Genomic DNA, 21,789 nt, shown 5'->3' with positions numbered 1-21,789 from the left:
GCGGGCGGCGGCGACGTCGAACTGTACGAACTCGGCGAACCGGGCGCGGAGCCTCGCCTGGCATCGGTCGGACGCACCGACGGCGGCCCGTTGCTGCCGGGCGCCGCGCCGCTGTCGTTCGACGCGTTCGCGCGGCGCGCGCTGACCGAGAAGCTCGACCTGTGCCAGTTCGAATTCGAATCGCAGCCGTGGCGCTTTGACCGCGCGACGGTGAAGCGCCTGCGCGTGCCGCTCGCCCTCGTCGCGGCGACGCTCGGCGTGGCGGTGATCGGGATGAACCTGCACTGGTGGAAGCTGTCGCGCGAGCGCGATGCGCTGTCCGCGCAGATCACTGAGACGCTGCTGTCCGCGTTCCCGAAGACGACGACGGTGCTCGATCCGCCCGCGCAGATGCAGCGCCAGCTCGACCAGTTGCGCCTGGCGGCCGGCGAGCTGTCGCCGAACGATTTCCTCGCGCTGTCGAGCGGGCTGTCGCGTTCGATGGGCGCGCTGCCGCTGAACGGCATCGCGTCGCTCGACTATCACGACCGGCGGCTCGACGTCGGCTTCAAGCCGGAGGTCAAGGTCGATCCCGATTTCACGCAGCGCCTCGCGCGTAACGGACTGTCCGGCGAAGTCGACAGCAATACGGGCAAATGGACGATCCGGAGCCGCTCATGAAGACGGAACAACTGAACCAGACGCTGGCCCAGTTCTGGGGCGAGCGCTCCCAGCGCGAAAAGATGCTGCTCGGCTGGGGCGGCGCCGTACTGGCGGTCGCGATCGCGTATTCGGTGCTGTGGTCGCCCGCGCAGGAAGGCCGCGCGCGGATCCAGCGCGAGCTGCCGACGATGCGCCAAGAGCTTGCGCAGATGACCGCGCAGGCGAACGAGGCGAAGTCGCTGGCGGCCGCCGCGCAGGGCGTGGCACCGACCGGCCTCGCGCTGAAGGACGCGCTGACCGCGTCGCTGTCCGATCACGGGCTGCAGGGCGCGCAGGTGCAGATCGTCGGCAACGGCGTGCAGGTCCAGATGAAGAACGTGTCGTTCCCGGCGTGGACGCAGTGGCTCGACGATGCGCGCCGACAGTTCAAGGTGCAGGTCGGCGAGGCGCATGCCACCGCGCTGAAGGACGACGGCCAGGTCGACCTGACGGCCGTGATGCAACCGTCTATGCAGAAATGACGCAGTGGATGACGCAAGTGGCGGCCGGCCGATGAGGCCGGGGATCAAGCGGCTCGCCACCGCATTGCCGTGGGTACTGGCGGGTGGCCTGGCGACGGCGGTGACGCTCGTCGCGCTCGCGCCGGCCGCGTGGATCGCGCCGCAGTTCGCACGCGCGACCGGCGGGCATGTGAATCTCGTCGATCCGGACGGGTCGCTGTGGCACGGTTCGGGCACGCTGATGCTCGCGCCGGGGGCCGATCAGAGCGCGGCGACGCTGCTGCCGGGCCGGGTCGAATGGACCACGGGCTTCTGGCCGCTGCTGACCGGGCGCGTGCAGATGCGCATGCGGCAGACCGAGGCGATGCCCGATGCGGTCACGCTCGATGCGACGTGGCGCGGCGCGGTATTGTCGGCGGGCACGATGGCCGTGCCCGCATCGCTGCTCGCGGGGCTCGGCACGCCGTTCAACACGCTCGACCTGCAGGGTGACGTGCGGCTCGGCTGGAGCGACTGGCGCCTGATCGGCAACAACGCGTTCGGCCAGCTGACGGTGACGATCGATTCGATGAGTTCGCGCGTATCGCGCGTGAAGCCGCTCGGGTCGTACCGCGCGGTGCTGCAGGCGAAGGGTGCCGGCGCCGATCTCGACCTGTCGACGACGCAGGGCCCGCTGTTCCTCGACGGCCACGGCAACTTCGGCCCTGGCCAGGGCGCGTTCCGCGGCACCGCGCATTCGGCGCCCGAGCAGCAGGCGAACCTCGCGGGGCTGCTGAACCTTCTCGGCCACCCGCTCGGCAACAACGAGGTGTCGCTGATCTTCGGCGACGCGCAGCGCTGACGCGCGCGTCGCCCTTTCCTTCCTACTTCTGCGCGAGCGGTGCGGCGACCGACGGTGAGTTGGCCGCGGGCGCGGCCGCACCGGACGCCGGCACGGGCGCGGGAGCCGCCACGTCGCCGTTCTCGCGCGCCATCTCCGATACGTTCCAGCCGCCGCCGAGCGCCTTCACGAGCCCGACCGACGACGTCATCCGCTGCCCGGCGATCGTCGCGAGCTTCTGCTGCGCTGTGAACGCGGTGGTCTGCGCGGTCAGCACGTTCAGGTAGGCGACCGTGCCGGCCTTGTACTGGTTCGTGACGATCGCGAGCGAATGCTCGGCACTGTCGACGGCCTGCCGCTGCACGTCGATTTCCTGCGCGAGGATGCGTTGCGACGCGAGGTTGTCCTCGACGTCCTGGAATGCGGTGAGCACCGCGAGGCGGTACGCGGCGACGTCCTGGTCGTAGGTCGCGCGCGCGGCGTCGGTCTGCGCGGCGCGCAGCCCGGCGTCGAACAGCGTGGCCGCGAGCTGCGGGCCGACCGTCCAGAAGCGCGCCGGCAACGTGAACAGCTGCGACCACACCGAACTCTGGACGCCGCCGGTGGCCGACAGCGTGAGGGTCGGGAAAAACGCGGCGATCGCGACGCCGATCTGCTCGTTCGCGGCCGCCGCACGGCGCTCGGCCGCCGCGATGTCGGGCCGGCGCTCGAGGATCGCGGACGGCACGTCGACCGGCGTGATCGGCGGCTCGGCCGCGAGCGGGTTCGGCGGCAGCGAGAAAGTGGACGCCGGTTCGCCGATCAGCGTCGCGATCGCATGCTCGTATTGCGCGCGGGCAACACCATTGTCGATCGACGCGGCCTGCGCGCTCTGCAGCTGCGTCTGCGCCTGGATCACGTCCGCGCGTGCGGCGACGCCCTGCGCGTACTGGTTCTGCGTGAGTTTCAGCGACTGTCCGTACGACTTCACGGTGTCGTCGAGCAGCTTCTGCAGCGCATCGGACGTGCGCAGCTGGAAATAGGTCTGCGCGAGCAGCGCCTGCTGCGACAGCCGCGCGTTCGCGAGATCGGCCGCAGCGGCCGCTTCGCCGGCACGCTGCGCGCTGACGGTACGGCTCACCTTGCCCCACAGGTCGGGTTCCCAGCTCGCGTCGAGGCCGACGCTGTAGCTGTTGTTGATCGAGCCGGACGAGCCGCTGCTGAAACTCGACGACGAACCCGACGACACCGACGTGCGCGGTGTGCGGGCGCGCGAGCCCGACGCGGTCAACCCGACGGTCGGGAAATACGCGGCGCGCGCCTCGGTGACGAGCGCGCGCGCCTGCCGGTACGCGGCCGCCGATTGCGCGATGGTCTGGTTCGATGTGTTGAGCTTGCCGATCAGCGCGTCGAGCTGCGGATCGTTGTAGACCGTCCACCACGCGCCGCGGTCGGCGCGGTCGGCGGGCTGCGCGACCTTCCAGCCGGCCGGCGCTTCCTTGTACGCGGCGGGGATCGACGTGTCGGGCCGGTGATAGTCGGGCCCGACGGCGCAGCCGGCGAGCAGCACGGCCGTCGCGACGGCGACGGCGGCGCTCAGCGGGCGAAGGGCGCGCGGGAGGGAGGTGTACGGCATGGTTTTTTCCTGTCTGGGCGCGACGTCCGGCGAGCGGCGTCGCGCGATGCGGTCGTCGTGCCGCTGGCGGACAAATGGTAACTGACGGCGGGAAAGCTGCGCAGCCCCAAGGGTACGGTGCGCGGGGACAGGAATGTGTTACCGGCGCGAGCGGCCGGTTTACCGGCCATTACGGCTCGCTGACAGGATGCCGGGCGTGCGACGCCGGCCGGGCGTGGCGCGCCCGGCGCTCAGCCGGAGCGGTCAGGCAGGCGGGAGACGCGCGATGTCAGTGGCAGCGCGCGGGCAGCGGGAGCGGTTCGGCGGCGGACCGCCATGTCGATGGCTCCGTTGCGGCCGGCTGGCCCGTGCGGCGAGCGCCGTCTTTCGCGCTGCGCTGCCGGCGATGATCGAACCAGGCGACCCCGAGCGCCGCGAGCGAGCCGCCGGGCACCACCAGCATCGCCACGTACAGCGCGATCTTCCAGCCGCGGTGCGGCCCGGAAAACACATGGTGAGCGGTATCGGTCAGGTTGCGGCGCAGCGCGCCGGCGGCATTTTTCAGGAACAGCATCGCGAACATCCTCGGGTGCCCGCAGCGCGGGCGAATCGGTCAGAACATAGTCTCCGGCAGTGCAACATGCACGTCGTAACTGGTTGCCTCAAATAATATTGACTAAGCAATCAATTTTCAAGATACTGGGCGCGTCTAAATCGGAAACGCACTATTGCTGCGCACGCAATCGCATGACCGGCGGCCTCTACGATCCCGAGAACATCGCGCTGGAAACGAGCCTCGGCTATTACCTGTCGAAGGCGAAGCAGGCGCTCGTCGAGCGGATGGACCGCGCACTCGAGCCGCTCGACCTCACCGCGCAGCAGATCGGCGTGATCCTGCTGCTGTCGCGCGGCTATGCGCGCACGCCGTTCGAGCTGTCCCGCAAGATGTCGTACGACAGCGGATCGATGACGCGGATGCTCGACCGCCTCGAACGCAAGGGGCTGGTCGCGCGCTCGCGCAGCGAGCAGGACCGCCGGATGATCGAGCTGACGCTGACCGAACGCGGTGCCGAAGCCGCCCGTGCGCTGCCGTCGCTGATCGCGACCGCGCTCAACGCGCAACTCGACGGTTTCTCGGCCGACGAGCTTGCGACGCTCACCGGCCTGCTGCAACGCTTCATCGCCAACGGGCCCGGTACGACCGGTTGCCCGAAACCCGACGACGAAGCGGACTGCTGATGTGCGCGGAGATCCCATGTCTAGGTTAAACGTTCGCTTATTTATCTGTCTGGGCAGAAGATGACAGGGCACGTGCTCCCTTTTTTCCCTTATCCGTTCCACCCGGCCGGGCTGCGCTGCGGCGCACCCCCGTGCGTTGTGCCGGCGCGTCGCGCGCGCCGCGTCTAGGAGATTCCGATGTCCGCCACCACGGCATCCGCCGCCGCCCCCGCTGCCGCTCCTGCGCCGCTGTCCGGCGGAGCGCTCGCGCTGCTCACCGTCGGGCTCGCGCTCGGCACCTTCATGGAAGTGCTCGACACGTCGATCGCGAACGTCGCGGTGCCGACCATCTCGGGCAGCCTCGGCGTCGCAACGAGCGAAGGCACCTGGGTGATCTCGTCGTACTCGGTCGCGTCCGCGATCGCGGTGCCGCTCACCGGCTGGCTCGCGCGGCGGGTCGGCGAGGTGCGCCTGTTCACGCTGTCGGTGCTCGCGTTCACGATCGCGTCGGCGCTGTGCGGCTTCGCGACCAACTTCGAGACGCTGATCGCGTTCCGGCTGCTGCAGGGCCTCGTGTCGGGGCCGATGGTGCCGCTGTCGCAGACGATCCTGATGCGCAGCTACCCGCCCGCGAAGCGCGGGCTCGCGCTCGGGCTATGGGCGATGACGGTGATCGTCGCGCCGATCTTCGGCCCGCTGCTGGGCGGCTGGATCAGCGACAACTACACATGGCCGTGGATCTTCTACATCAACCTGCCGATCGGCATCTTCTCGGCGGTCTGCGCGTATTTCCTGCTGCGCGGCCGCGAGACGAAGACGACGAAGCAGCGGATCGACGCGGTCGGCCTCGCGCTGCTCGTGATCGGCGTGTCGTGCCTGCAGATGATGCTCGACCTCGGCAAGGACCGCGACTGGTTCAACTCGACGTTCATCGTCGCGCTCGCGCTGATCGCGGTCGTGTCGCTCGCGTTCATGCTCGTGTGGGAGGCAACCGAGAAGGAGCCGGTGGTCGACCTGTCGCTCTTCAAGGACCGCAACTTCGCGCTCGGCGCGCTGATCATCTCGTTCGGCTTCATGGCGTTTTTCGGCTCGGTCGTGATCTTCCCGCTGTGGCTTCAGACGGTGATGGGCTACACGGCGGGCAAGGCCGGCCTCGCGACCGCGCCGGTCGGGCTGCTCGCGCTCGTGCTGTCGCCGCTGATCGGCCGCAACATGCACCGGCTCGACCTGCGGATGGTCGCGAGCTTCGCGTTCATCGTGTTCGCCGGCGTGTCGATCTGGAACTCGACGTTTACGCTCGACGTGCCGTTCAACCATGTGATCCTGCCGCGGCTCGTGCAGGGGATCGGCGTGGCCTGCTTCTTCGTGCCGATGACGACGATCACGCTGTCGAGCATCTCCGACGACCGGCTCGCGAGCGCGTCGGGGCTGTCGAACTTCCTGCGCACGCTGTCGGGCGCGATCGGCACCGCGGCCAGCTCGACGTTCTGGGAGAACGACGCGATCTACCACCATGCGCGGCTGTCGGAATCGGTGAGCGTGTACGCGCAGAGCACGACCGACTACCAGGGCGCGCTGTCGCAGCTCGGCATCGTCGGCCAGACGGCCAATGCGCAGCTCAACCAGCTCGTCACGCAGCAAGGCTTCATGATGGCGACCAACGACTTCTTCCTGCTGTCGGCGTTCATGTTCGGCGCGCTCGCGGCGCTCGTGTGGATCACGAAGCCGAGGAAGGGCGCGGGGCCGGCGATGGGGCATTGACCGTGCGGCGGCGGGCCGCTGCGCCCGCCTCGTTCGCTTTACCGCCCGCCTCGGCGGGCGTCACTCCCTCGCCCGCAACCCGCCGAACGCCAGGTCGTCACCCGGCGCGATCGGCAGCGTCGCCCGCGCCACTTCAAGCCACGCGCGCGCCGCGTGCGACAGATACCCCTTCTTCAGCCAGCCGAGCGCGATCGCCCACGTGATCTCCGGCTCGACGATCGGCCGGCACGTGAACTGGCCCGCGTCGAGCCGCCGGCAATACGGCTCGGGCAGCAGCGCGATGCCGACGCCCGCATGCACGAGCGCGGCCATGAAATCCCAATGGCCGCTGCGGCTCACGATCGACGGCGTGAAACCGACCTGCCGGCACGCGTCCAGCACCGCATCGTGCAGCGCGAGGCTTTCCGCGTAGAACACGAACGACTCGCGCGCGAGATCCGCGAGCGGCACGGCCGCGTGATCCTCCCAGCGCGACTCGCGCGGCGCGACGAGCCATAGCGGCGCACGCACCATCGGCAACCGCTCGAAGGTGCCGGGGTCGACCGGCTCCAGCAGCCCGCCCAGTTCCAGTTCACCCGACGTCAGCGCGGCCTCGATCATCCGCGCGCCCTGCTCGAACAGCTTCAGCTCGATGTTCGGGTAGCGCTGCTTGTACGCGGCGATGATCGGCGTGAACAGCGAGCCGCCGAGCGGCGGGATCCCGATCGTCAGCTCGCCGCGCCCGAGCGTGCCGAGGTCGTTCAGCTCCGACTGCAGCTGCGCCTGCGCGGCGAGCACGTCCTGGCCGCGCTGGAACACGATCCGCCCCGCGTCGGTCAGCACCATCTGCCGGCCGTCGCGCAGCAGCAGCGGCGACCCGATCTCGTCCTCGAGCGCCTTCACCATCTTGCTGATGGTCGGCTGGGTCACGAACAGCTTGTCGGCGGCCGCCGTGAAGCTCTGCTGACGAACCACCTCGACGAAGTACCGCAGCGCGCGCAATTCCATCGATGTCTCCCCAAAATGGTGCGGCAATCAAAGGTGAATTCCGAATTGGAATGACAAGGATAGAGACAAGTCATTTTATTTATGGTTAGGGGAAACCCTATACTCACACCATCAACGGAATATCTGTAGGGAGCCTGCCATGACCAAGCCGACCGCCGCACTCGCCGCCCGCCCCGCCGCTTCGGGCAGCATGGCACGCACGGGCCGGATCGCGCTGCAGGCCGCCGCGCTCGGCGCGCTGTGGATGGCGGTCGACTGGGCCGTGCGCAAGATCGGGCTGCCGATTCCGTCCGGCGTGATCGGCCTCGCGGTGCTCCTCGTGCTGCTGTTCTCGGGCCGCGTCGCGCCCGCATGGGTGAAGGACGGCGCGAACTGGCTGCTGTCCGACATGCTGCTGTTCTTCGTGCCGGCCGCCGTCGCGGCCGTGCAGTACGGCGGGCTGTTCCGCGAAGACGGCTGGCGCATCGCGCTGGTGATGCTCGCCGGCACCGCGTTCGTGATGGTTGCGGTGGCCGTCGCGGTCGACCTCGCCGCGAAGCTCGAGCGCCGGCTCGCCGCGCAGCGCGTGTTCGCCGAACGCCGCCGCACGCGCCTGAGCGCCGCGTCCGCCCACTGAGCCGGAGCCTGCCATGCTTGCCGCATTGTCGAACCTGTCCGCCGACCAGGCGAACACCGCGATCTCGTTCGGCTGCTTCGTGCTGACGGTCGTGCTGTATTTCGCGTCGAAGCGGCTCTACGCGTACAAGAAGACGCTGCTGTTCTCGCCGCTCGTGTTCGTGCCGGGCGTGCTGGTGCTGCTCGTCCTGCTGACCGGCATCCCGTATTCGGTCTACTTCCACGACACGCGCTGGCTGATGTGGCTGCTCGGCCCGGCGACGATCGCGTTCGCGGTGCCGATCTACGACTATCGCGACCTGATCCGCCGCCACTGGCTGTCGCTGTCGGTCGGCGTGGCAGTCGGGATCGCCGCGGGCGTGTGCGGGTCGCTGCTGCTCGCGAAGCTGCTGCACCTGTCGCCCGAGCTGCAGCGCTCGCTGATGACGCGCTCGGTATCGACGCCGTTCGCGCTCGCCGTGTCGGACAAGATCCACGCGCCGAAGGATCTCACTGCCCTCTTCGTGATCGCGACCGGCATCTGCGGGATGCTGCTCGGCGAACTGGTGCTCGCGCTGGTGCCGATGCGCACGCGGCTCGCGCGCGGTGCGCTGTTCGGCGCGGCCGCCCACGGCGTGGGCACCGCGAAGGCGCGCGAGATCGGCAGCGAGGAAGGCGTCGTGTCGAGCCTCACGATGATGATCGCGGGCGTCGCGATGGTGCTGATCGCGCCGCTCCTGACGCTGCTGCCGATCTGACCGGGCGACCGACGCCCGCCAGGCGCCGGCGCGGCCCCGTGAAATCGTGCCTGCCGCCATCGGCGCGGCTGGCTCCGTGCGGCGGGAACGGCGCTACCTCCCTGCCACACCCGCTCCGGCCGCCGGCCCGCCGCCCCTTTCCGCCCCCACTTTCCCTGCATCCGGCCGACACCCGGCCGACAATCGGCTGAGATAGCCGCAAATCCCCCCTCTTTTCCACCCATCGGGCTCGGCCCGGATGCCGAACAATGCATGCTACGAGACATCACGCACGCATTCACATGGCCTCCACGACCGCAAACCCGACCGCCGACAAGCCGGCTTCGTCCGGCAAGTTCAAGCGCATCGCGCTCATCGCCGTCATCGCGCTGGGCGCGGCGGCCGCCGCAGCCGGCGGCATGTACGTGTTCCTGAGCAAGGAAGGCGTGGGCCACGCGAGCGCGCCCGCCGAGCCGCCGCCGCTCGCCGCGCCGGTGTTCTTCCCGCTCGACCCGCTGACCGTGAACCTGCAGTCCGACGACGGCGCGCAGCACTACCTGCGCGTCGGCCTGTCGCTGAAGCTCACCGACTCGAAGGCGCAGGAGCAACTGACCGCGCGGATGCCGGAGATCCGCAGCCGGATCCTGCTCGCGCTGTCGAACAAGCATCCCGAGGATCTCGCGACGCCGGACGGCAAACGTTCGCTCGCGAAGGAACTGCGGGAACTGATCGAGCAGCCGACGCAGCCGGGCAACCAGCGCGCGAAGGTCGACGACGTGCTGTTCACCGAGTTCGTCGTCCAGTAACGCGGCCGCGAAAGGAGCGCGTATGGGTCACCAGGAGTTCATGTCCCAGGAGGAGGTCGATGCCCTCCTCAAGGGCGTCACGGGCGAAACCGATTCAGTCGACGAGCAGCGCGACACATCGGGCGTCCGCCCCTACAACATTGCGACGCAGGAGCGGATCGTCCGCGGCCGGATGCCCGGCCTCGAGATCATCAACGACCGCTTCGCGCGCCTGCTGCGGATCGGCATCTTCAACTTCATGCGGCGCACGGCGGAAATCTCCGTCAGCCAGGTAAAGGTGCAGAAGTACAGCGAGTTCACCCGCAACCTGCCGATCCCGACGAACCTGAACCTGGTGCACGTGAAGCCGCTGCGCGGCACGTCGCTGTTCGTGTTCGACCCGAACCTCGTGTTCTTCGTCGTCGACAACCTGTTCGGCGGCGACGGGCGCTTTCACACGCGCGTCGAGGGCCGCGACTTCACGGCCACCGAGCAGCGGATCATCGGCAAGCTGCTGAACCTCGTGTTCGAGCACTACACGACCGCATGGAAGAGCGTGCGGCCGCTGCAGTTCGAATTCGTGCGCTCGGAAATGCACACGCAGTTCGCGAACGTCGCGACGCCGAACGAGATCGTCATCGTCACGCAGTTCTCGATCGAGTTCGGGCCGACCGGCGGCACGCTGCACATCTGCATGCCGTACTCGATGGTCGAGCCGATCCGCGACGTGCTCGCGTCGCCGATCCAGGGCGAGGCGCTCGAAGTCGACCGCCGCTGGGTGCGCGTGCTGTCGCAGCAGGTGCAGGCCGCCGAGGTCGAGCTGACCGCGAATCTCGCCGAGATCTCGTCGACTTTCGAGAAGATCCTGAACCTCCGCGCGGGCGACGTGCTGCCGCTGGAAATCGAGGACACGATCACCGCAAAGGTCGACGGCGTGCCGGTGATGGAATGCGGCTACGGAATTTTCAATGGTCAATATGCGTTGCGCGTGCAGAAGATGATCGGCGCGGGCGATTCGATGAAGGAAGGTGGATATGAGTGAGCTGAACCAGACGCCCGAGGACGACGCACAAGCGATGGCCGACGCGGCCCTCGCGGCATCGGCCGCCGCCGCGCAGGCGGCACCTGCCGCGGCGGAAGAAGATCCGGGCATGGACGACTGGGCGGCCGCGCTCGCCGAGCAGAACCAGCAGCCGGTGCAGGCGGGCGCGACGGGCGCCGGCGTGTTCCAGCCGCTGTCGAAGGCTGCGGCAAGCTCGACGCACAACGACATCGAGATGATCCTCGACATCCCGGTCAAGATGACCGTGGAGCTCGGCCGCACGAAGATCGCGATCCGCAACCTGCTGCAGCTCGCGCAGGGTTCGGTCGTCGAGCTGGACGGCATGGCCGGCGAGCCGATGGACGTACTCGTGAACGGCTGCCTGATCGCACAGGGCGAGGTCGTGGTCGTCAACGACAAGTTCGGTATCCGTCTGACCGACATCATCACGCCGGCTGAACGCATCCGGAAGCTGAACCGGTGAACGTAGTCGCGCCCGGCCGCCGCGTGCGCGTCGCGAGCGTGGCGGCGGCTGCCGCGGCCCTTGCGGCGTCGCTTGCCTGCACGCCGGCCGGCGCCGCCGACATGAACGCGGTGAACAACGCCGGGGCGATCGCGTCGAGCGTGATGGTCGGCTCGGCCGCGCCGTCGCTCGGCATCGGCGCGGTGCTGCAGACGCTGGTCGGGCTCGCGGTCGTGATCGGTCTCGTGTTCGCATGCGCATGGCTCGCGCGCCGCTTCGGCTTCCAGCACGCGCGCCGCGGCGGCCCGCTGAAGGTCGTGTCGAGCGTCGCGGTCGGTGCGAAGGAAAGCGCGACGATCGTCGAGATCGGCGACACCTGGCTCGTGCTCGGCGTCGCGCCGGGCAACGTGCGATTGCTGCATACGCTGCCGGCCGGTTCGGCAGCGGCCACCGCGACAGTGGCTTCGGCTTCGACCGACGCACCCGCCAGCGCCGCACCGTCCGAAGGCGGCCTGCCCGGCACGTTCGGCTCGCGGTTTCGCGACGCGCTCGCGGGCGAAGCCGCGAAGCGCCTCGGTCGCGGCAAGGACCGCTGACATGGCGCCGCGCCCTCTTTCCGACCCCGCATTCCGATGAAACACGCATTCCTGCATCGCGCGGCGCGCTTCGCGCCCGTGCTGATCCTCTGCCTCGCCCCCGCGCTCGCCCATGCGCAGGCGAACGGCCTGCCCGCGTTCAATGCGAGCCCGGGCCCGCACGGCGGCACCACCTATTCGCTGAGCGTGCAGACGATGCTGCTGCTCACGATGCTGTCGTTCCTGCCGGCGATGCTGCTGATGATGACGAGCTTCACGCGCATCATCATCGTGCTGTCGCTGCTGCGCCAGGCGCTCGGCACCTCGACGACGCCGCCGAACCAGGTGCTCGTCGGCCTCGCGATGTTCCTCACCTTCTTCGTGATGTCGCCGGTGCTCGACCGCGCGTACAACGACGGCTACAAGCCGTTCTCCGACGGTTCGATGCCGATGGAGCAGGCGGTGCAGCGCGGCGTCGCGCCGTTCAAGACCTTCATGCTGAAGCAGACCCGCGAGACCGATCTCGCGCTGTTCGCGAAGATCTCGAAGGCCGCGCCGATGCAGGGCCCGGAGGACGTGCCGCTGTCGCTGCTGGTGCCGGCGTTCGTCACGAGCGAGCTGAAGACGGGTTTCCAGATCGGCTTCACGGTCTTCATCCCGTTCCTGATCATCGACATGGTCGTCGCGAGCGTGCTGATGTCGATGGGGATGATGATGGTGTCGCCGTCCACCGTATCGCTGCCGTTCAAGCTGATGCTGTTCGTGCTGGTCGACGGCTGGCAGCTGCTGATCGGCTCGCTCGCGCAGAGCTTTACGTAAGCCGCGGAGGAATCGCACGATGACGCCCGAACAAGTGATGACCCTGGCGCACCAGGCGATGATGGTCGGCCTGCTGCTGGCCGCCCCGCTGCTGCTGGTCGCGCTCGCGGTCGGCCTCGTCGTGAGCCTGTTCCAGGCCGCGACGCAGATCAACGAGGCGACGCTGTCGTTCATCCCGAAGCTGCTCGCGGTCGCCGCGACGCTCGTGATCGCCGGCCCGTGGATGATGACGACGATGCTCGACTACCTGCGGCAGACGCTGCTGCACGTCGCGACGCTCGGCGTCGGCTGAGCCGCGCGCACCACCCGGCGGCGATGTTCTCGGTTACCTACGCGCAGCTCAACGGCTGGCTCACGGCATTCCTGTGGCCGTTCGTGCGGATGCTCGCGCTCGTCGCGACCGCGCCCGTCGTCGGCCACGCGGCGGTGCCCGTACGCGTGAAGATCGGCCTCGCCGCGTTCATGGCGCTGGTCGTCGCACCCACGCTCGGCGCGATGCCGGACGTCACCGTGTTCTCCGCGCAGGGCATCTGGATCCTCGTCACGCAGTTCCTGATCGGCGCCGCGATGGGCTTCACGATGCAGATCGTGTTCGTGGCCGTCGAGGCGGCCGGCGACTTCATCGGGCTGTCGATGGGGCTCGGCTTCGCCACCTTCTTCGATCCGCACACGAGCGGCACGACGCCCGTGATGGGCCGCTTCCTGAACGCGGTCGCGATGCTCGCGTTCCTCGCGGTGGACGGCCACCTGCAGGTGTTCGCCGCGCTCACCGCATCGTTCCAGTCGCTGCCGGTGTCGGCCGACCTGCTGCACGCGCCCGGCTGGCGCACGCTCGCCGCGTTCGGCACGACGGTGTTCGAGATGGGGCTGCTGCTCGCGCTGCCGGTGGTCGCGGCGCTGCTGATCGCGAACCTCGCGCTCGGCATCCTGAACCGCGCGGCGCCGCAGATCGGCGTGTTCCAGGTCGGCTTTCCCGTCACGATGCTCGTCGGGCTGTTGCTCGTGCAACTGATGATCCCGAACCTCGTGCCGTTCGTGGCGCACCTGTTCGACATGGGGCTGGATGCGATGGGGCGCGTGCTGACCGGCTGGCGCTGAGTCGGCAATACTCGTCAAGCGCGAGGGGTTTTCGCGCCGCACCCTCGTTTTTCGAACGTGTCCGATTGCTTCGGGCGTTCGCGAAAAATACGCTGGCGGACTCATCCATCAAAACGACCTCGCCGAGGGTCGATCGTCCAGCATGCTCTACACGGGTACAGAAGCGGCACACGTATGGCGTGGTCGCGCGCCAGTATCTTCCGCCTTGTTCGAAATCCGGCCCTCGAATCTGCCAATTCATGCGGAGCCGCTGTTTGACAGTCAATTGGACGCCATCATCGGATACCGTACGGAAATCGGTGGCGTCGCATATATATCCGACCTCGATGGCACGTGCATTTCGGTCACCGAGAAGCCGTTGGAAGCGCCGCTTATCGATCCGATCGATGCGATTTTCGTTGTCGGTGCCGTGTGGCGATCGGGTGCCCGCGCGATGGCGAAGATCGGTGGGTATGGTACTCACGCGATCATCGGTCGATCCGCATTATCCGGCCTCAGAACGCGCTTCGCCGCTTCGTCAAGCAGGCAACTACGCTTTGCCGCCATTCCGCTCGCGCATATGCAAGAACCCTGGCGCTTCGTGCCGGTTCACATTCTTCGACTTGCCATTCGTCACGGCAAGCGCATGCCGGATCCCAAAGGACATCGTGGCATCTTCCAGTACACTGCACCGATGACGCACCGAGGCGTTCACTATCAGCTCGAGGTCGTCGTTCGCGAAAGCGATTACACGGTATTGCATTTCGTCTACAAGCGTTAGCCAATATGACCGGGATCATCGTTCGTGCCGCGCCGCTCGCTGCGCCCGCGATCGCCTGCATGCAATGGGACGAGGACTGCTTCACGCTCTCCTGCGACATTCGCCATGCGCCTGACAATCGGACGGCGCGGCCATCCGTCCTGCGCGACCGACTCGACGACCAGTTTGGCGTGCCGTCCGAAACCCGTCACGTCATCACCGCCGGCAGCTTGACGCTCACGCTCGACGGCGCAGGCCGCTTGTGTTCATTCGACTTCTATACCAATGCCGATCACTGGCAAAAAGCCGATACACCGCCACCCATTCCGGTTTCGCCGCATACGCCGACCTTCAGCGCGGTGTTTGACGCGCTCGGTCGCGCGAACGTCCGCGAACCGGCCGTCGCCTATGACAACGTGACACGCTGCCTCTCCCTGATCTGGCGCGACGATGCGTCGGTCAGATACGCGATCGCACCGAATCTGTCGGTTACTGCCGCGCAGGACGGGAATCTGACTCGCATCGACCTCGGCGGCATCGCACCGGTTTAACAGACCAGCCGTGCATGGCGAAGCCTTTCGCTACCCGCACCGGCCCGCTGCGCGGAAATTGCTGGAAAACCCCTATAGGAATCGCCCGGCCGCGAAAGGTAGCGGAAGGTTTCGCCTCCCTATACTCGTCGTGACGATGCAGCAAGCATCGCGCCACGAATACAACGACCGGAGACGACCCGATGCGACCTATCCTGCGCACCCTCGCCGTTGCAGCCAGCCTGAGCTGCGCGCTTGCCGCTCACCCCGCTTTCGCCGACGACGGCGGCAAGATCACGATCATGGTCGGCGGGATCGCGAAGCTCATCTACCTGCCCGCGCGGCTCACGCAGGAACTCGGCTACTTCAAGGCCGAAGGGCTCGACGTCGAGCTGCTGTCGCAACCGGCCGGCGTCGACGCGGAGAACGAGCTGCTCGCGGGCGCCGTGCAGGGCGTGGTCGGCTTCTACGACCACACGATCGACCTGCAGAGCAAGGGCAAGGACGTGAAGGCAATCGCCGTGTTCGGCCAGGTGCCGGGCGAAGTCGAGATGGTGTCGACCAAGGCCGCGCCGACCTTCAAGTCGATGGCCGACTCGAAGGGCAAGACGCTCGGCGTAACGGGCCTCGGCTCGTCGACGAGCTTCCTCACGCAATACCTCGCGCTGCAGCACGGCGTGCAGTCGACCCAGTACACGATGCTGCCGGTCGGCGCCGACGCGAGCTTCATCGCCGCGATCAAGCAGGGCCGCATCGACGCCGGGATGACGACCGAGCCGACCGTGTCCGCGCTCGAGAAGATGGGCGACGCGAAGGTGCTGGTCGACATGCGCACCGTCGACGGCACGCGCGCGGCGCTCGGCGGCACCTACCCGGCCGCGAGCCTGTACGTGCAATCGGCCTGGGCCGATTCGCACAAGGCGGAAGCGACCAAGCTCGCGCATGCGTTCGCGAAGACGATGCAGTTCATCCATACGCACAGCGCCGATGAAATCGCCGCGAAGATGCCGGCCGACTACCAGAAGGACAAGGCGCTGTACGTGAGCGCGCTGAAGGCGTCGCTGCCGATGTACACGGCCGACGGCAAGATGCCGGCCGACGGCCCGGCCACCGTGCTGAAGGTGCTGTCGGCGTTCAACCCGTCGGTGAAGGGCAAGCATATCGACCTGGCGCGCACCTTCACGAACGATTTCGTGAACGCGAAGTAAGCGATATCGGTAGCGGCGCCGGCGGCGGCGATCCCGCCGCCGTGCGTGCCCCGTCCCGGCCCGGTTGACCGGCCCGGCGTCGCCACGATGCGACGCCCTCCTCACCCGCAGGACAAAGAGCGATGAACCAGGCAGTCTCCCCGAGCACACCGGCGATCGAGTTTCGCAACGTGTCGTGCCGCTTCATTTCGCCGGAAGGCAAGGCTACCGTCGCGCTGCGCGACTTCAGCATGAGCGTCGCGCGCGGCGAGTTCATCGCGATCGTCGGGCCGACCGGCTGCGGCAAGTCGACGACGCTGAACATGATCACCGGGCTGCTCAAGCCCGTGTCGGGCGAGGTGCGCGTGATGGGCCGCCCGGTCGACGGGATCGATCCGCGCATCGGCTTCGTGTTCCAGGCCGACGCCGTGTTCCCGTGGCGCAACGTGATCGACAACGTCGCGGCCGGCCCGCTGTTTCGCGGCCGCTCGAAGGACGTCGCGTACGCGCAGGCCGAGGAATGGATCCGCAAGGTCGGCCTCGACAAGTTCACGAAGCACTACCCGCACCAGCTCTCCGGCGGGATGAGGAAGCGTGTTGCGCTCGCGCAGACCTTCATCAACCAGCCGGAAATCCTGCTGATGGACGAGCCGTTCTCCGCGCTCGACATGCAGACGCGCACGCTGATGCAGGACGAGCTGCTGCAGCTCTGGTCCGCAAACAAGGGCTCGGTCGTGTTCGTCACGCACGATCTCGAGGAGGCGATCGCCCTCGCCGACCGCGTGTTCGTGCTAACCGCGCGGCCTGCCACGCTCAAGCGCGTGTACGAGATCGACCTGCCGCGCCCGCGCGTCACGTCGGAGATCCGCTACGACGCGCGCTTCATCGAAATTTCCAAGGACATCTGGCACGACCTGCGCGAAGAAGTGCAGATCGGCTGACGCATACGCTCAAGGCAAGGACCGCAAGGACAGGAGCATGACCGACATGACGCTTCCCCCCACCGCCATTCCGGCGACGACGCTCGAGGACGACGAGCGCGCCGCGCAACGCCGGCTGCGCCGCCGGCGCAACCTGATCGTCACGCTGCGGATCGCCGTACTCGTGATCGTGCTGGGCGGGTGGGAACTCGCCGCACGCCTCAAGTGGATCGATCCCTTCTTCTTCTCGATGCCGTCGCTGATCTTCGAACAGATCCAGGACTGGTTCGTGAACGGCACATCGCAAGGCCCGCTGCTCACGCAGGTGTGGGTCACGCTCGAGGAAACCGGCATCGGCTTCGTGATCGGCTCGGTTGCCGGCGTGATCTGCGGGATCGTGCTCGGCCGCAACAAGCTGATGGCCGACGTGTTCGGCCTGTACATCCAGATCGCGAACTCGATTCCGCGCGTCGTGCTCGGCTCGATCTTCGTGATCGCGCTGGGCCTCGGGATGGCGTCGAAGATCGCGCTGGCCGTCGTGATGGTGTTCTTCGTCGTGTTCGGCAACGCGTTTCAGGGCGTGCGCGAAGCCGACCGCTACCTGATCGCGAATGCGCAGATCCTCGGCGCGTCGCGCCGGCAGATCACCACGGCGGTCGTGATCCCGTCCGCGCTGAGCTGGATTCTCGCCAGCCTGCACGTGAGCTTCGGCTTCGCGCTGGTCGGTGCGGTCGTCGGCGAATTCCTGGGTTCCAAGCAGGGCATCGGTTTGCTAATCTCCACCGCCCAGGGTGCGTTCAACGCAAGCGGCGTGTTCGCGGCGATGATCGTGCTGGCCGTGGTCGCGCTGGCCGCCGACTACCTGCTGACGTGGCTCGAGAAGCGGCTGCTGAAGTGGCGCCCCGCGGCGTTCTGAACGCCGCAGACGGACGCCTGACATGACACTCCCGACCGCGCCGGCGCCCCCGGCGCGGTTCGGCATTTCGGAGAAGGAGCGCAACAGGATGGCGCACAGCCTGCGCGGGCGGCTGCTGTGGTGGCTGCTGCTGCCGCTCGCGGTGTTCATGCTGATCGCCGGCGCGATGTCGTACGACACCGCGCGGACCACGGCCGCGCTCGTGCAGGACAGCGCGCTCGTCGCGTCCGCGCGCACGATCGGCGAGGACATCGAATGGCGCAACGGGCGGCCCGTCGCCGACGTGCCGCCGGCCGCGCTGGAGATCTTCGAATCGCCGTCGGGCGACTCGGTGTTCTACAAGGTGGTCGACGGACGCGAGCGCCTGCTCGCGGGCACGCCGGCGCTCGATGTGCCCGCGCGGCACGGCATCGAGCCGACGCTGTACGACACGTCGCTCGACGGCGTGCCGCTGCGCGCGGTGGCCTACGATCGCCAGCTGTACGACGAGGGGCAGATCGAGACGGTCACGGTCGTCGTCGCGAAGACGACGCGCTCGCATCGCGCGATGGTCGCCACGATCTGGCGGCCGCAGCTCGTGCGCCTGTCGCTGATGCTGATGCTCGCGATGGGGCTCGTGTACCTCGGCCTCACCTTCGAGATGCGCCCGCTGATGAAGCTGAAGGACGACGTGGCCGACCGCGGGCCGATGGAGCTTGAGCCGATCCGCCCCGAGCGGCTGCAGAACGAGCTGCGGCCGATCGTCGACGCGATCAACCAGTGCATCGCGCGGCTCAACACGCACACGACCACGCAGCGCCGCTTCATCGCGGATGCCGCGCACCAGTTGCGCACGCCGATCGCGGTGCTCGACACGCAGATCCAGTACGCGCAGCGGCGCGGGCACGACGATCCGGAGCTTGCATCGGTGCTCGACAGCATGCAGCGCAGCAGCCGCAAGATGGCCGACGTGACCGACAAGCTGCTGCTGCTCGCGCATGCGGAAGCGACACCGTCGACGCTGCTGACCCATCGCGTCGATCTCGCGGCCGTGGTGTCGAGCGTGCTGGAGGAAACGATCGTGCTTGCTCAGCGGCGCAATATCGACCTGGGCGCCGATCTCGGCGAGCGGCTCGACGTCGCGGGCAGCGACAGCCTGCTGACCGCGCTGGTGATGAACCTCGTCGACAACGCGGTGCGCTACACGCAGCCCGGCGGCTGCGTGACGGTGGCCGCCCGCCGCGACGGCGACGCGATCGTGCTCGACGTGGTCGACAACGGCCCGGGCATCCCGGCCGAAGCGCGGCCGCACGTATTCAAGCGGTTCTACCGCGTGTCGGCCGATACCGAGGGCTCGGGCCTCGGGCTCGCGATCGTCCGCGAGATCGCGCAGGCGCACGGCGGCAGTGCGTCGCTCGCGCCGGGGCCCGGCAATCGCGGTATCGTTGTGACTGTACGGCTGCCTGCGTACGATTGAAGAGATGTCGCCATGAAACTCCTGCTGGTCGAAGACAACGCCGAACTCGCGCACTGGATCGTGAACCTGCTGCGCGGCGAGGATTTCGCGGTCGACTCCGTCGGCGACGGCGAGCGCGCCGATACGGTGCTGAAGACCGAACGTTACGACGCCGTGCTGCTCGACATGCGCCTGCCCGGCATCAGCGGCAAGGAGGTGCTCGCGCGGCTGCGGCGCCGCAACGACAACGTGCCGGTGCTGATGCTGACCGCGCACGGCTCGGTCGACGACAAGGTCGACTGCTTCGGCGCGGGCGCCGACGATTACGTCGTGAAGCCGTTCGAATCGCGCGAGCTGGTCGCGCGGATTCGCGCGCTGATCCGCCGGCAGGCCGGCGTCGGCACGACGCAGCTCGTGTGCGGCGATCTCGTCTATGCATTCGGCACGCGCGAATTCCGCTGCGGCGAAACGGTGCTCGCGCTGCGCCGCCGCGAGCACGCGATCCTCGAAACGCTGATGCTGCAGCAGAACAAGACGGTGTCGAAGACGCGGCTGATGGACAGCGTGTTCGCGCTCGACGACGAGCCGAGCGCCGACGCGATCGACATCTACATCCACCGGCTGCGCAAGCATCTCGCGGGCAGCACGGCCGAAATCATCACGCTGCGCGGGCTGGGTTACATCCTGCGCATGAAGAGCACGCAGGACTGACACGCTCCTTTGCGAGCCCTGAATACCGATTCGTAGCACGAAACGGCATCGACGCATACCGACGCCCCCGGCTTGCCTGTTTCCGCACGCCTGCCCGATTCGTGATTGTTGCGCGTTCGGTGTTTTCACCGATCCGATTCTTGCGTCCGGGAAAGCGTCGTGAAGGATTGCCCCCTCTACGATGCTATGCGTCGGCCCTCTCGCTGTGGCCGGCAAGAGTCGGCATACATTACGTACTGCCAACGACCAGATTTCAATGCGGCAGCTCGGAGGAGACGATCTTGAAACGAAAAACCCTTGCCCTTTCCATCGCGGCGGCTGGCCTGTGCGCCGGCACCCAGGCGCATGCGCAGTCGAGCGTGCAGCTCTACGGCCTGATGGACCTGAGCTTTCCGACCTACCGGACCCACGCCGATGCGAACGGCAATCACGTGATCGGCATGGGCAACGAAGGCGAGCCGTGGTTCAGCGGCAGCCGCTGGGGCCTGCGCGGCGCCGAAGACATCGGCGGCGGCACGAAGGTCATCTTCCGCCTCGAAAGCGAATTCGTGGTCGCGAACGGCCAGATGGAAGACAGCGGCCAGATTTTCGACCGCGATGCGTGGGTCGGCGTCGAGGACGAGCGCTTCGGCAAGCTGACGGCCGGCTTCCAGAACACCATCGCGCGTGACTCGGCCGCGATCTACGGCGACCCGTACGGTTCCGCGAAGCTCACGACCGAGGAAGGCGGCTGGACCAACTCGAACAACTTCAAGCAGATGATCTTCTACGCGGCCGGCCCGACCGGCACGCGTTACAACAACGGCATCGCGTGGAAGAAGCTGTTCAGCAACGGCATCTTCGCGAGCGCCGGCTACCAGTTCAGCAACTCGACCGCGTTCGCGACCGGCTCCGCGTACCAGGTCGCGCTCGGCTACAACGGCGGGCCGTTCAACGTGTCGGGCTTCTACAACCACGTGAACCACGACGGCTTCACGAACCAGACGTTCTCGGTCGGCGGCAACTACACGTTCAGCATCGTGCGCCTGAACGCCGGCTACTTCCGCTACAACGGCGACCAAGGCTCGCTCGGCCAGCGCCACGACGATTCGTGGACGGTGTCGATGAAGATCGCGCCGAAGGGCGCGCTCGACTACGAGCTCGGCTACCAGCAGATGCGTGTCAAGAACGCCGCGAACAACTCGGACGGCTTCACGCCGAACGCCAACCTCGGCGCGTTCAGCCTGACCAACGGCGTCAGCAACGGCTTCAAGGAAACGATTTACGGGTCGGTGTTCTATCACCTGAGCAAGCGTACCGAGGTCTACCTCGCCGGCGACTACATGAAGCTGCACGGCGGCTACACGGTGTCGTCGACGTTCGGCGCGAAGAACCAGCTCGAACTGACGTCGGGCATCCGCACGCGTTTCTGACCTGAAACGGGGCCCGACGGGCCCCGCCGCACCCTCCGTCCGGGATTCTCCATGCGGGCACGCCGGCGCTTGGCGCCGACCGTGCCCTTTTTTTCGTCCTTTCCCGGGCGCGTCCGGAGGCGCCCGCCGGCCGGCCGTGCGACAACCGGCCCGAAGCCGCTTGCGGCCCGTCCGGCGGGCGATCGCGGCCGATGCCCGCACGATCGGCCCACATCGGCGCTTGACCTCGGCCGGTCGACTCGATAGCGTTTCGGGTTTGCCCGGGCGGCCGTTGCCGCCGGTGCCGCGAGCGCGCCCGACGTCC

The 21,789-nt window shown here is 67.7% G+C and carries 25 protein-coding genes; 22 read left to right on the top strand and 3 right to left on the bottom strand.

Features of this window, described 5'->3' with window-relative positions:
• The 3 genes from gspL to gspN all read left to right on the top strand — a co-directional run.
• The coding region (gene gspL / locus G3O06_RS27580; protein WP_205818124.1) for a type II secretion system protein GspL at positions 1–660 on the top strand (660 nt) is incomplete at its 5' end.
• A complete protein-coding gene (locus G3O06_RS27575; RefSeq protein ID WP_205818123.1) occupies positions 657–1,163 on the top strand; it encodes a type II secretion system protein M in 507 nt (168 codons plus the stop codon). The genes gspL and G3O06_RS27575, both read left to right, overlap by 4 nt.
• Positions 1,164–1,194: 31 nt before the next feature.
• A complete protein-coding gene (gspN, locus tag G3O06_RS27570; protein ID WP_205818126.1) occupies positions 1,195–1,983 on the top strand; it encodes a type II secretion system protein N in 789 nt (262 codons plus the stop codon).
• A 22-nt stretch (positions 1,984–2,005) separates the two neighbouring features.
• Here gspN and G3O06_RS27565 read toward each other — a convergent pair whose 3' ends face one another.
• Both G3O06_RS27565 and G3O06_RS27560 read right to left on the bottom strand, forming a co-directional pair.
• Entirely contained in the window at positions 2,006–3,577 is a 1,572-nt protein-coding gene (locus G3O06_RS27565) for an efflux transporter outer membrane subunit (protein ID WP_205818122.1), read from the bottom strand.
• A 268-nt stretch (positions 3,578–3,845) separates the two neighbouring features.
• Complete coding sequence (locus G3O06_RS27560) at positions 3,846–4,130, bottom strand: multidrug ABC transporter ATPase (protein WP_174998697.1); 285 nt, start codon at positions 4,128–4,130, stop codon at positions 3,846–3,848.
• Between the two features lie 173 nt (positions 4,131–4,303).
• Here G3O06_RS27560 and G3O06_RS27555 point away from each other — a divergent pair, with 173 nt between their 5' ends.
• Entirely contained in the window at positions 4,304–4,795 is a 492-nt protein-coding gene (locus G3O06_RS27555; RefSeq protein ID WP_174917324.1) for a MarR family transcriptional regulator, read from the top strand.
• A gap of 177 nt (positions 4,796–4,972) precedes the next feature.
• Positions 4,973–6,535, top strand: a complete 1,563-nt coding sequence (locus G3O06_RS27550; RefSeq protein ID WP_205818121.1) for a DHA2 family efflux MFS transporter permease subunit — start codon at positions 4,973–4,975, stop codon at positions 6,533–6,535.
• Positions 6,536–6,595: 60 nt separating this feature from the next.
• Here the strand turns inward: G3O06_RS27550 and G3O06_RS27545 are convergent, their stop codons facing one another.
• Positions 6,596–7,522 carry a LysR family transcriptional regulator gene (locus G3O06_RS27545; RefSeq protein WP_011350471.1) on the bottom strand — a complete coding sequence of 309 codons (927 nt, stop codon included), beginning with the start codon at positions 7,520–7,522 and terminating at the stop codon, positions 6,596–6,598.
• Positions 7,523–7,661: 139 nt separating this feature from the next.
• Between G3O06_RS27545 and G3O06_RS27540 the strand changes: the two genes are divergently transcribed.
• The 17 genes from G3O06_RS27540 (at position 7,662) to G3O06_RS27460 (ending at position 21,485) form a co-directional block, all read left to right on the top strand.
• Positions 7,662–8,138, top strand: a complete 477-nt coding sequence (locus G3O06_RS27540; protein WP_175006559.1) for a CidA/LrgA family protein — start codon at positions 7,662–7,664, stop codon at positions 8,136–8,138.
• A 13-nt stretch (positions 8,139–8,151) separates the two neighbouring features.
• On the top strand, positions 8,152–8,874 hold the full coding sequence (locus tag G3O06_RS27535; RefSeq protein WP_174970715.1) for an LrgB family protein: 723 nt from the start codon (positions 8,152–8,154) through the stop codon (positions 8,872–8,874).
• A 248-nt stretch (positions 8,875–9,122) separates the two neighbouring features.
• Positions 9,123–9,659: a flagellar basal body-associated protein FliL gene (fliL, locus tag G3O06_RS27530; protein WP_174917328.1), complete on the top strand. Its 537-nt coding sequence runs from the start codon at positions 9,123–9,125 to the stop codon at positions 9,657–9,659.
• Positions 9,660–9,681: 22 nt separating this feature from the next.
• Positions 9,682–10,680: a flagellar motor switch protein FliM gene (gene fliM / locus G3O06_RS27525; protein WP_205818120.1), complete on the top strand. Its 999-nt coding sequence runs from the start codon at positions 9,682–9,684 to the stop codon at positions 10,678–10,680.
• On the top strand, positions 10,673–11,164 hold the full coding sequence (fliN, locus tag G3O06_RS27520) for a flagellar motor switch protein FliN (RefSeq protein WP_011350466.1): 492 nt from the start codon (positions 10,673–10,675) through the stop codon (positions 11,162–11,164). Before fliM ends, fliN begins: the two co-directional genes overlap by 8 nt.
• Complete coding sequence (fliO, locus tag G3O06_RS27515) at positions 11,161–11,739, top strand: flagellar biosynthetic protein FliO (protein WP_205818119.1); 579 nt, start codon at positions 11,161–11,163, stop codon at positions 11,737–11,739. The genes fliN and fliO overlap by 4 nt, the downstream gene beginning before the upstream one ends.
• 36 nt (positions 11,740–11,775) lie before the next feature.
• A complete protein-coding gene (gene fliP / locus G3O06_RS27510; RefSeq protein WP_174970723.1) occupies positions 11,776–12,537 on the top strand; it encodes a flagellar type III secretion system pore protein FliP in 762 nt (253 codons plus the stop codon).
• Positions 12,538–12,556: 19 nt separating this feature from the next.
• The gene (gene fliQ / locus G3O06_RS27505; protein WP_069746335.1) at positions 12,557–12,829 is read left to right on the top strand and encodes a flagellar biosynthesis protein FliQ; all 273 of its coding nucleotides are present in this window, start codon (positions 12,557–12,559) and stop codon (positions 12,827–12,829) included.
• A gap of 23 nt (positions 12,830–12,852) precedes the next feature.
• Positions 12,853–13,635 (top strand): flagellar biosynthetic protein FliR, encoded by a 783-nt coding sequence (gene fliR, locus G3O06_RS27500; RefSeq protein ID WP_205818118.1) that lies wholly within the window; start codon positions 12,853–12,855, stop codon positions 13,633–13,635.
• Between the two features lie 142 nt (positions 13,636–13,777).
• Positions 13,778–14,395 carry a hypothetical protein gene (locus G3O06_RS27495; RefSeq protein ID WP_205818117.1) on the top strand — a complete coding sequence of 206 codons (618 nt, stop codon included), beginning with the start codon at positions 13,778–13,780 and terminating at the stop codon, positions 14,393–14,395.
• A gap of 5 nt (positions 14,396–14,400) precedes the next feature.
• The gene (locus G3O06_RS27490) at positions 14,401–14,925 is read left to right on the top strand and encodes a hypothetical protein (protein WP_174970732.1); all 525 of its coding nucleotides are present in this window, start codon (positions 14,401–14,403) and stop codon (positions 14,923–14,925) included.
• A 182-nt stretch (positions 14,926–15,107) separates the two neighbouring features.
• Complete coding sequence (locus tag G3O06_RS27485) at positions 15,108–16,112, top strand: ABC transporter substrate-binding protein (protein WP_174970735.1); 1,005 nt, start codon at positions 15,108–15,110, stop codon at positions 16,110–16,112.
• Between the two features lie 122 nt (positions 16,113–16,234).
• Entirely contained in the window at positions 16,235–17,032 is a 798-nt protein-coding gene (locus tag G3O06_RS27480) for an ABC transporter ATP-binding protein (protein WP_122944023.1), read from the top strand.
• 37 nt (positions 17,033–17,069) lie between these two features.
• Positions 17,070–17,927 carry an ABC transporter permease gene (locus G3O06_RS27475; RefSeq protein WP_122944022.1) on the top strand — a complete coding sequence of 286 codons (858 nt, stop codon included), beginning with the start codon at positions 17,070–17,072 and terminating at the stop codon, positions 17,925–17,927.
• An 88-nt stretch (positions 17,928–18,015) separates the two neighbouring features.
• On the top strand, positions 18,016–19,383 hold the full coding sequence (locus tag G3O06_RS27470; protein ID WP_174970784.1) for a sensor histidine kinase: 1,368 nt from the start codon (positions 18,016–18,018) through the stop codon (positions 19,381–19,383).
• 12 nt (positions 19,384–19,395) lie between these two features.
• Complete coding sequence (locus G3O06_RS27465) at positions 19,396–20,073, top strand: response regulator (protein ID WP_174917343.1); 678 nt, start codon at positions 19,396–19,398, stop codon at positions 20,071–20,073.
• Between the two features lie 281 nt (positions 20,074–20,354).
• The gene (locus tag G3O06_RS27460; RefSeq protein ID WP_174970738.1) at positions 20,355–21,485 is read left to right on the top strand and encodes a porin; all 1,131 of its coding nucleotides are present in this window, start codon (positions 20,355–20,357) and stop codon (positions 21,483–21,485) included.
• Positions 21,486–21,789 lie beyond the last annotated feature (304 nt).

The organism is Burkholderia sp. Ac-20345, assembly GCF_017104825.1.
Lineage (GTDB): Bacteria > Pseudomonadota > Gammaproteobacteria > Burkholderiales > Burkholderiaceae > Burkholderia > Burkholderia lata_B.
The sequence above is the reverse complement of the archived record's forward strand: the minus strand, read 5'-3'. Positions and strand labels throughout refer to the sequence as shown.

What these genes read in the sequence shown, in the direction of transcription:
- G3O06_RS27575 (WP_205818123.1), top strand. Translation starts at nt 657, where the DNA reads ATGAAGACGGAACAACTGAACCAGACGCTGGCCCAGTTCTGGGGCGAG.
- gspN (WP_205818126.1), top strand. Translation starts at nt 1,195, where the DNA reads ATGAGGCCGGGGATCAAGCGGCTCGCCACCGCATTGCCGTGGGTACTG.
- G3O06_RS27565 (WP_205818122.1), bottom strand. Translation starts at nt 3,577, where the DNA reads ATGCCGTACACCTCCCTCCCGCGCGCCCTTCGCCCGCTGAGCGCCGCC.
- G3O06_RS27560 (WP_174998697.1), bottom strand. Translation starts at nt 4,130, where the DNA reads ATGCTGTTCCTGAAAAATGCCGCCGGCGCGCTGCGCCGCAACCTGACC.
- G3O06_RS27555 (WP_174917324.1), top strand. Translation starts at nt 4,304, where the DNA reads ATGACCGGCGGCCTCTACGATCCCGAGAACATCGCGCTGGAAACGAGC.
- G3O06_RS27550 (WP_205818121.1), top strand. Translation starts at nt 4,973, where the DNA reads ATGTCCGCCACCACGGCATCCGCCGCCGCCCCCGCTGCCGCTCCTGCG.
- G3O06_RS27545 (WP_011350471.1), bottom strand. Translation starts at nt 7,522, where the DNA reads ATGGAATTGCGCGCGCTGCGGTACTTCGTCGAGGTGGTTCGTCAGCAG.
- G3O06_RS27540 (WP_175006559.1), top strand. Translation starts at nt 7,662, where the DNA reads ATGACCAAGCCGACCGCCGCACTCGCCGCCCGCCCCGCCGCTTCGGGC.
- G3O06_RS27535 (WP_174970715.1), top strand. Translation starts at nt 8,152, where the DNA reads ATGCTTGCCGCATTGTCGAACCTGTCCGCCGACCAGGCGAACACCGCG.
- fliL (WP_174917328.1), top strand. Translation starts at nt 9,123, where the DNA reads ATGCATGCTACGAGACATCACGCACGCATTCACATGGCCTCCACGACC.
- fliM (WP_205818120.1), top strand. Translation starts at nt 9,682, where the DNA reads ATGGGTCACCAGGAGTTCATGTCCCAGGAGGAGGTCGATGCCCTCCTC.
- fliN (WP_011350466.1), top strand. Translation starts at nt 10,673, where the DNA reads ATGAGTGAGCTGAACCAGACGCCCGAGGACGACGCACAAGCGATGGCC.
- fliP (WP_174970723.1), top strand. Translation starts at nt 11,776, where the DNA reads ATGAAACACGCATTCCTGCATCGCGCGGCGCGCTTCGCGCCCGTGCTG.
- fliQ (WP_069746335.1), top strand. Translation starts at nt 12,557, where the DNA reads ATGACGCCCGAACAAGTGATGACCCTGGCGCACCAGGCGATGATGGTC.
- fliR (WP_205818118.1), top strand. Translation starts at nt 12,853, where the DNA reads ATGTTCTCGGTTACCTACGCGCAGCTCAACGGCTGGCTCACGGCATTC.
- G3O06_RS27495 (WP_205818117.1), top strand. Translation starts at nt 13,778, where the DNA reads ATGCTCTACACGGGTACAGAAGCGGCACACGTATGGCGTGGTCGCGCG.
- G3O06_RS27490 (WP_174970732.1), top strand. Translation starts at nt 14,401, where the DNA reads ATGACCGGGATCATCGTTCGTGCCGCGCCGCTCGCTGCGCCCGCGATC.
- G3O06_RS27485 (WP_174970735.1), top strand. Translation starts at nt 15,108, where the DNA reads ATGCGACCTATCCTGCGCACCCTCGCCGTTGCAGCCAGCCTGAGCTGC.
- G3O06_RS27480 (WP_122944023.1), top strand. Translation starts at nt 16,235, where the DNA reads ATGAACCAGGCAGTCTCCCCGAGCACACCGGCGATCGAGTTTCGCAAC.
- G3O06_RS27475 (WP_122944022.1), top strand. Translation starts at nt 17,070, where the DNA reads ATGACCGACATGACGCTTCCCCCCACCGCCATTCCGGCGACGACGCTC.
- G3O06_RS27470 (WP_174970784.1), top strand. Translation starts at nt 18,016, where the DNA reads ATGGCGCACAGCCTGCGCGGGCGGCTGCTGTGGTGGCTGCTGCTGCCG.
- G3O06_RS27465 (WP_174917343.1), top strand. Translation starts at nt 19,396, where the DNA reads ATGAAACTCCTGCTGGTCGAAGACAACGCCGAACTCGCGCACTGGATC.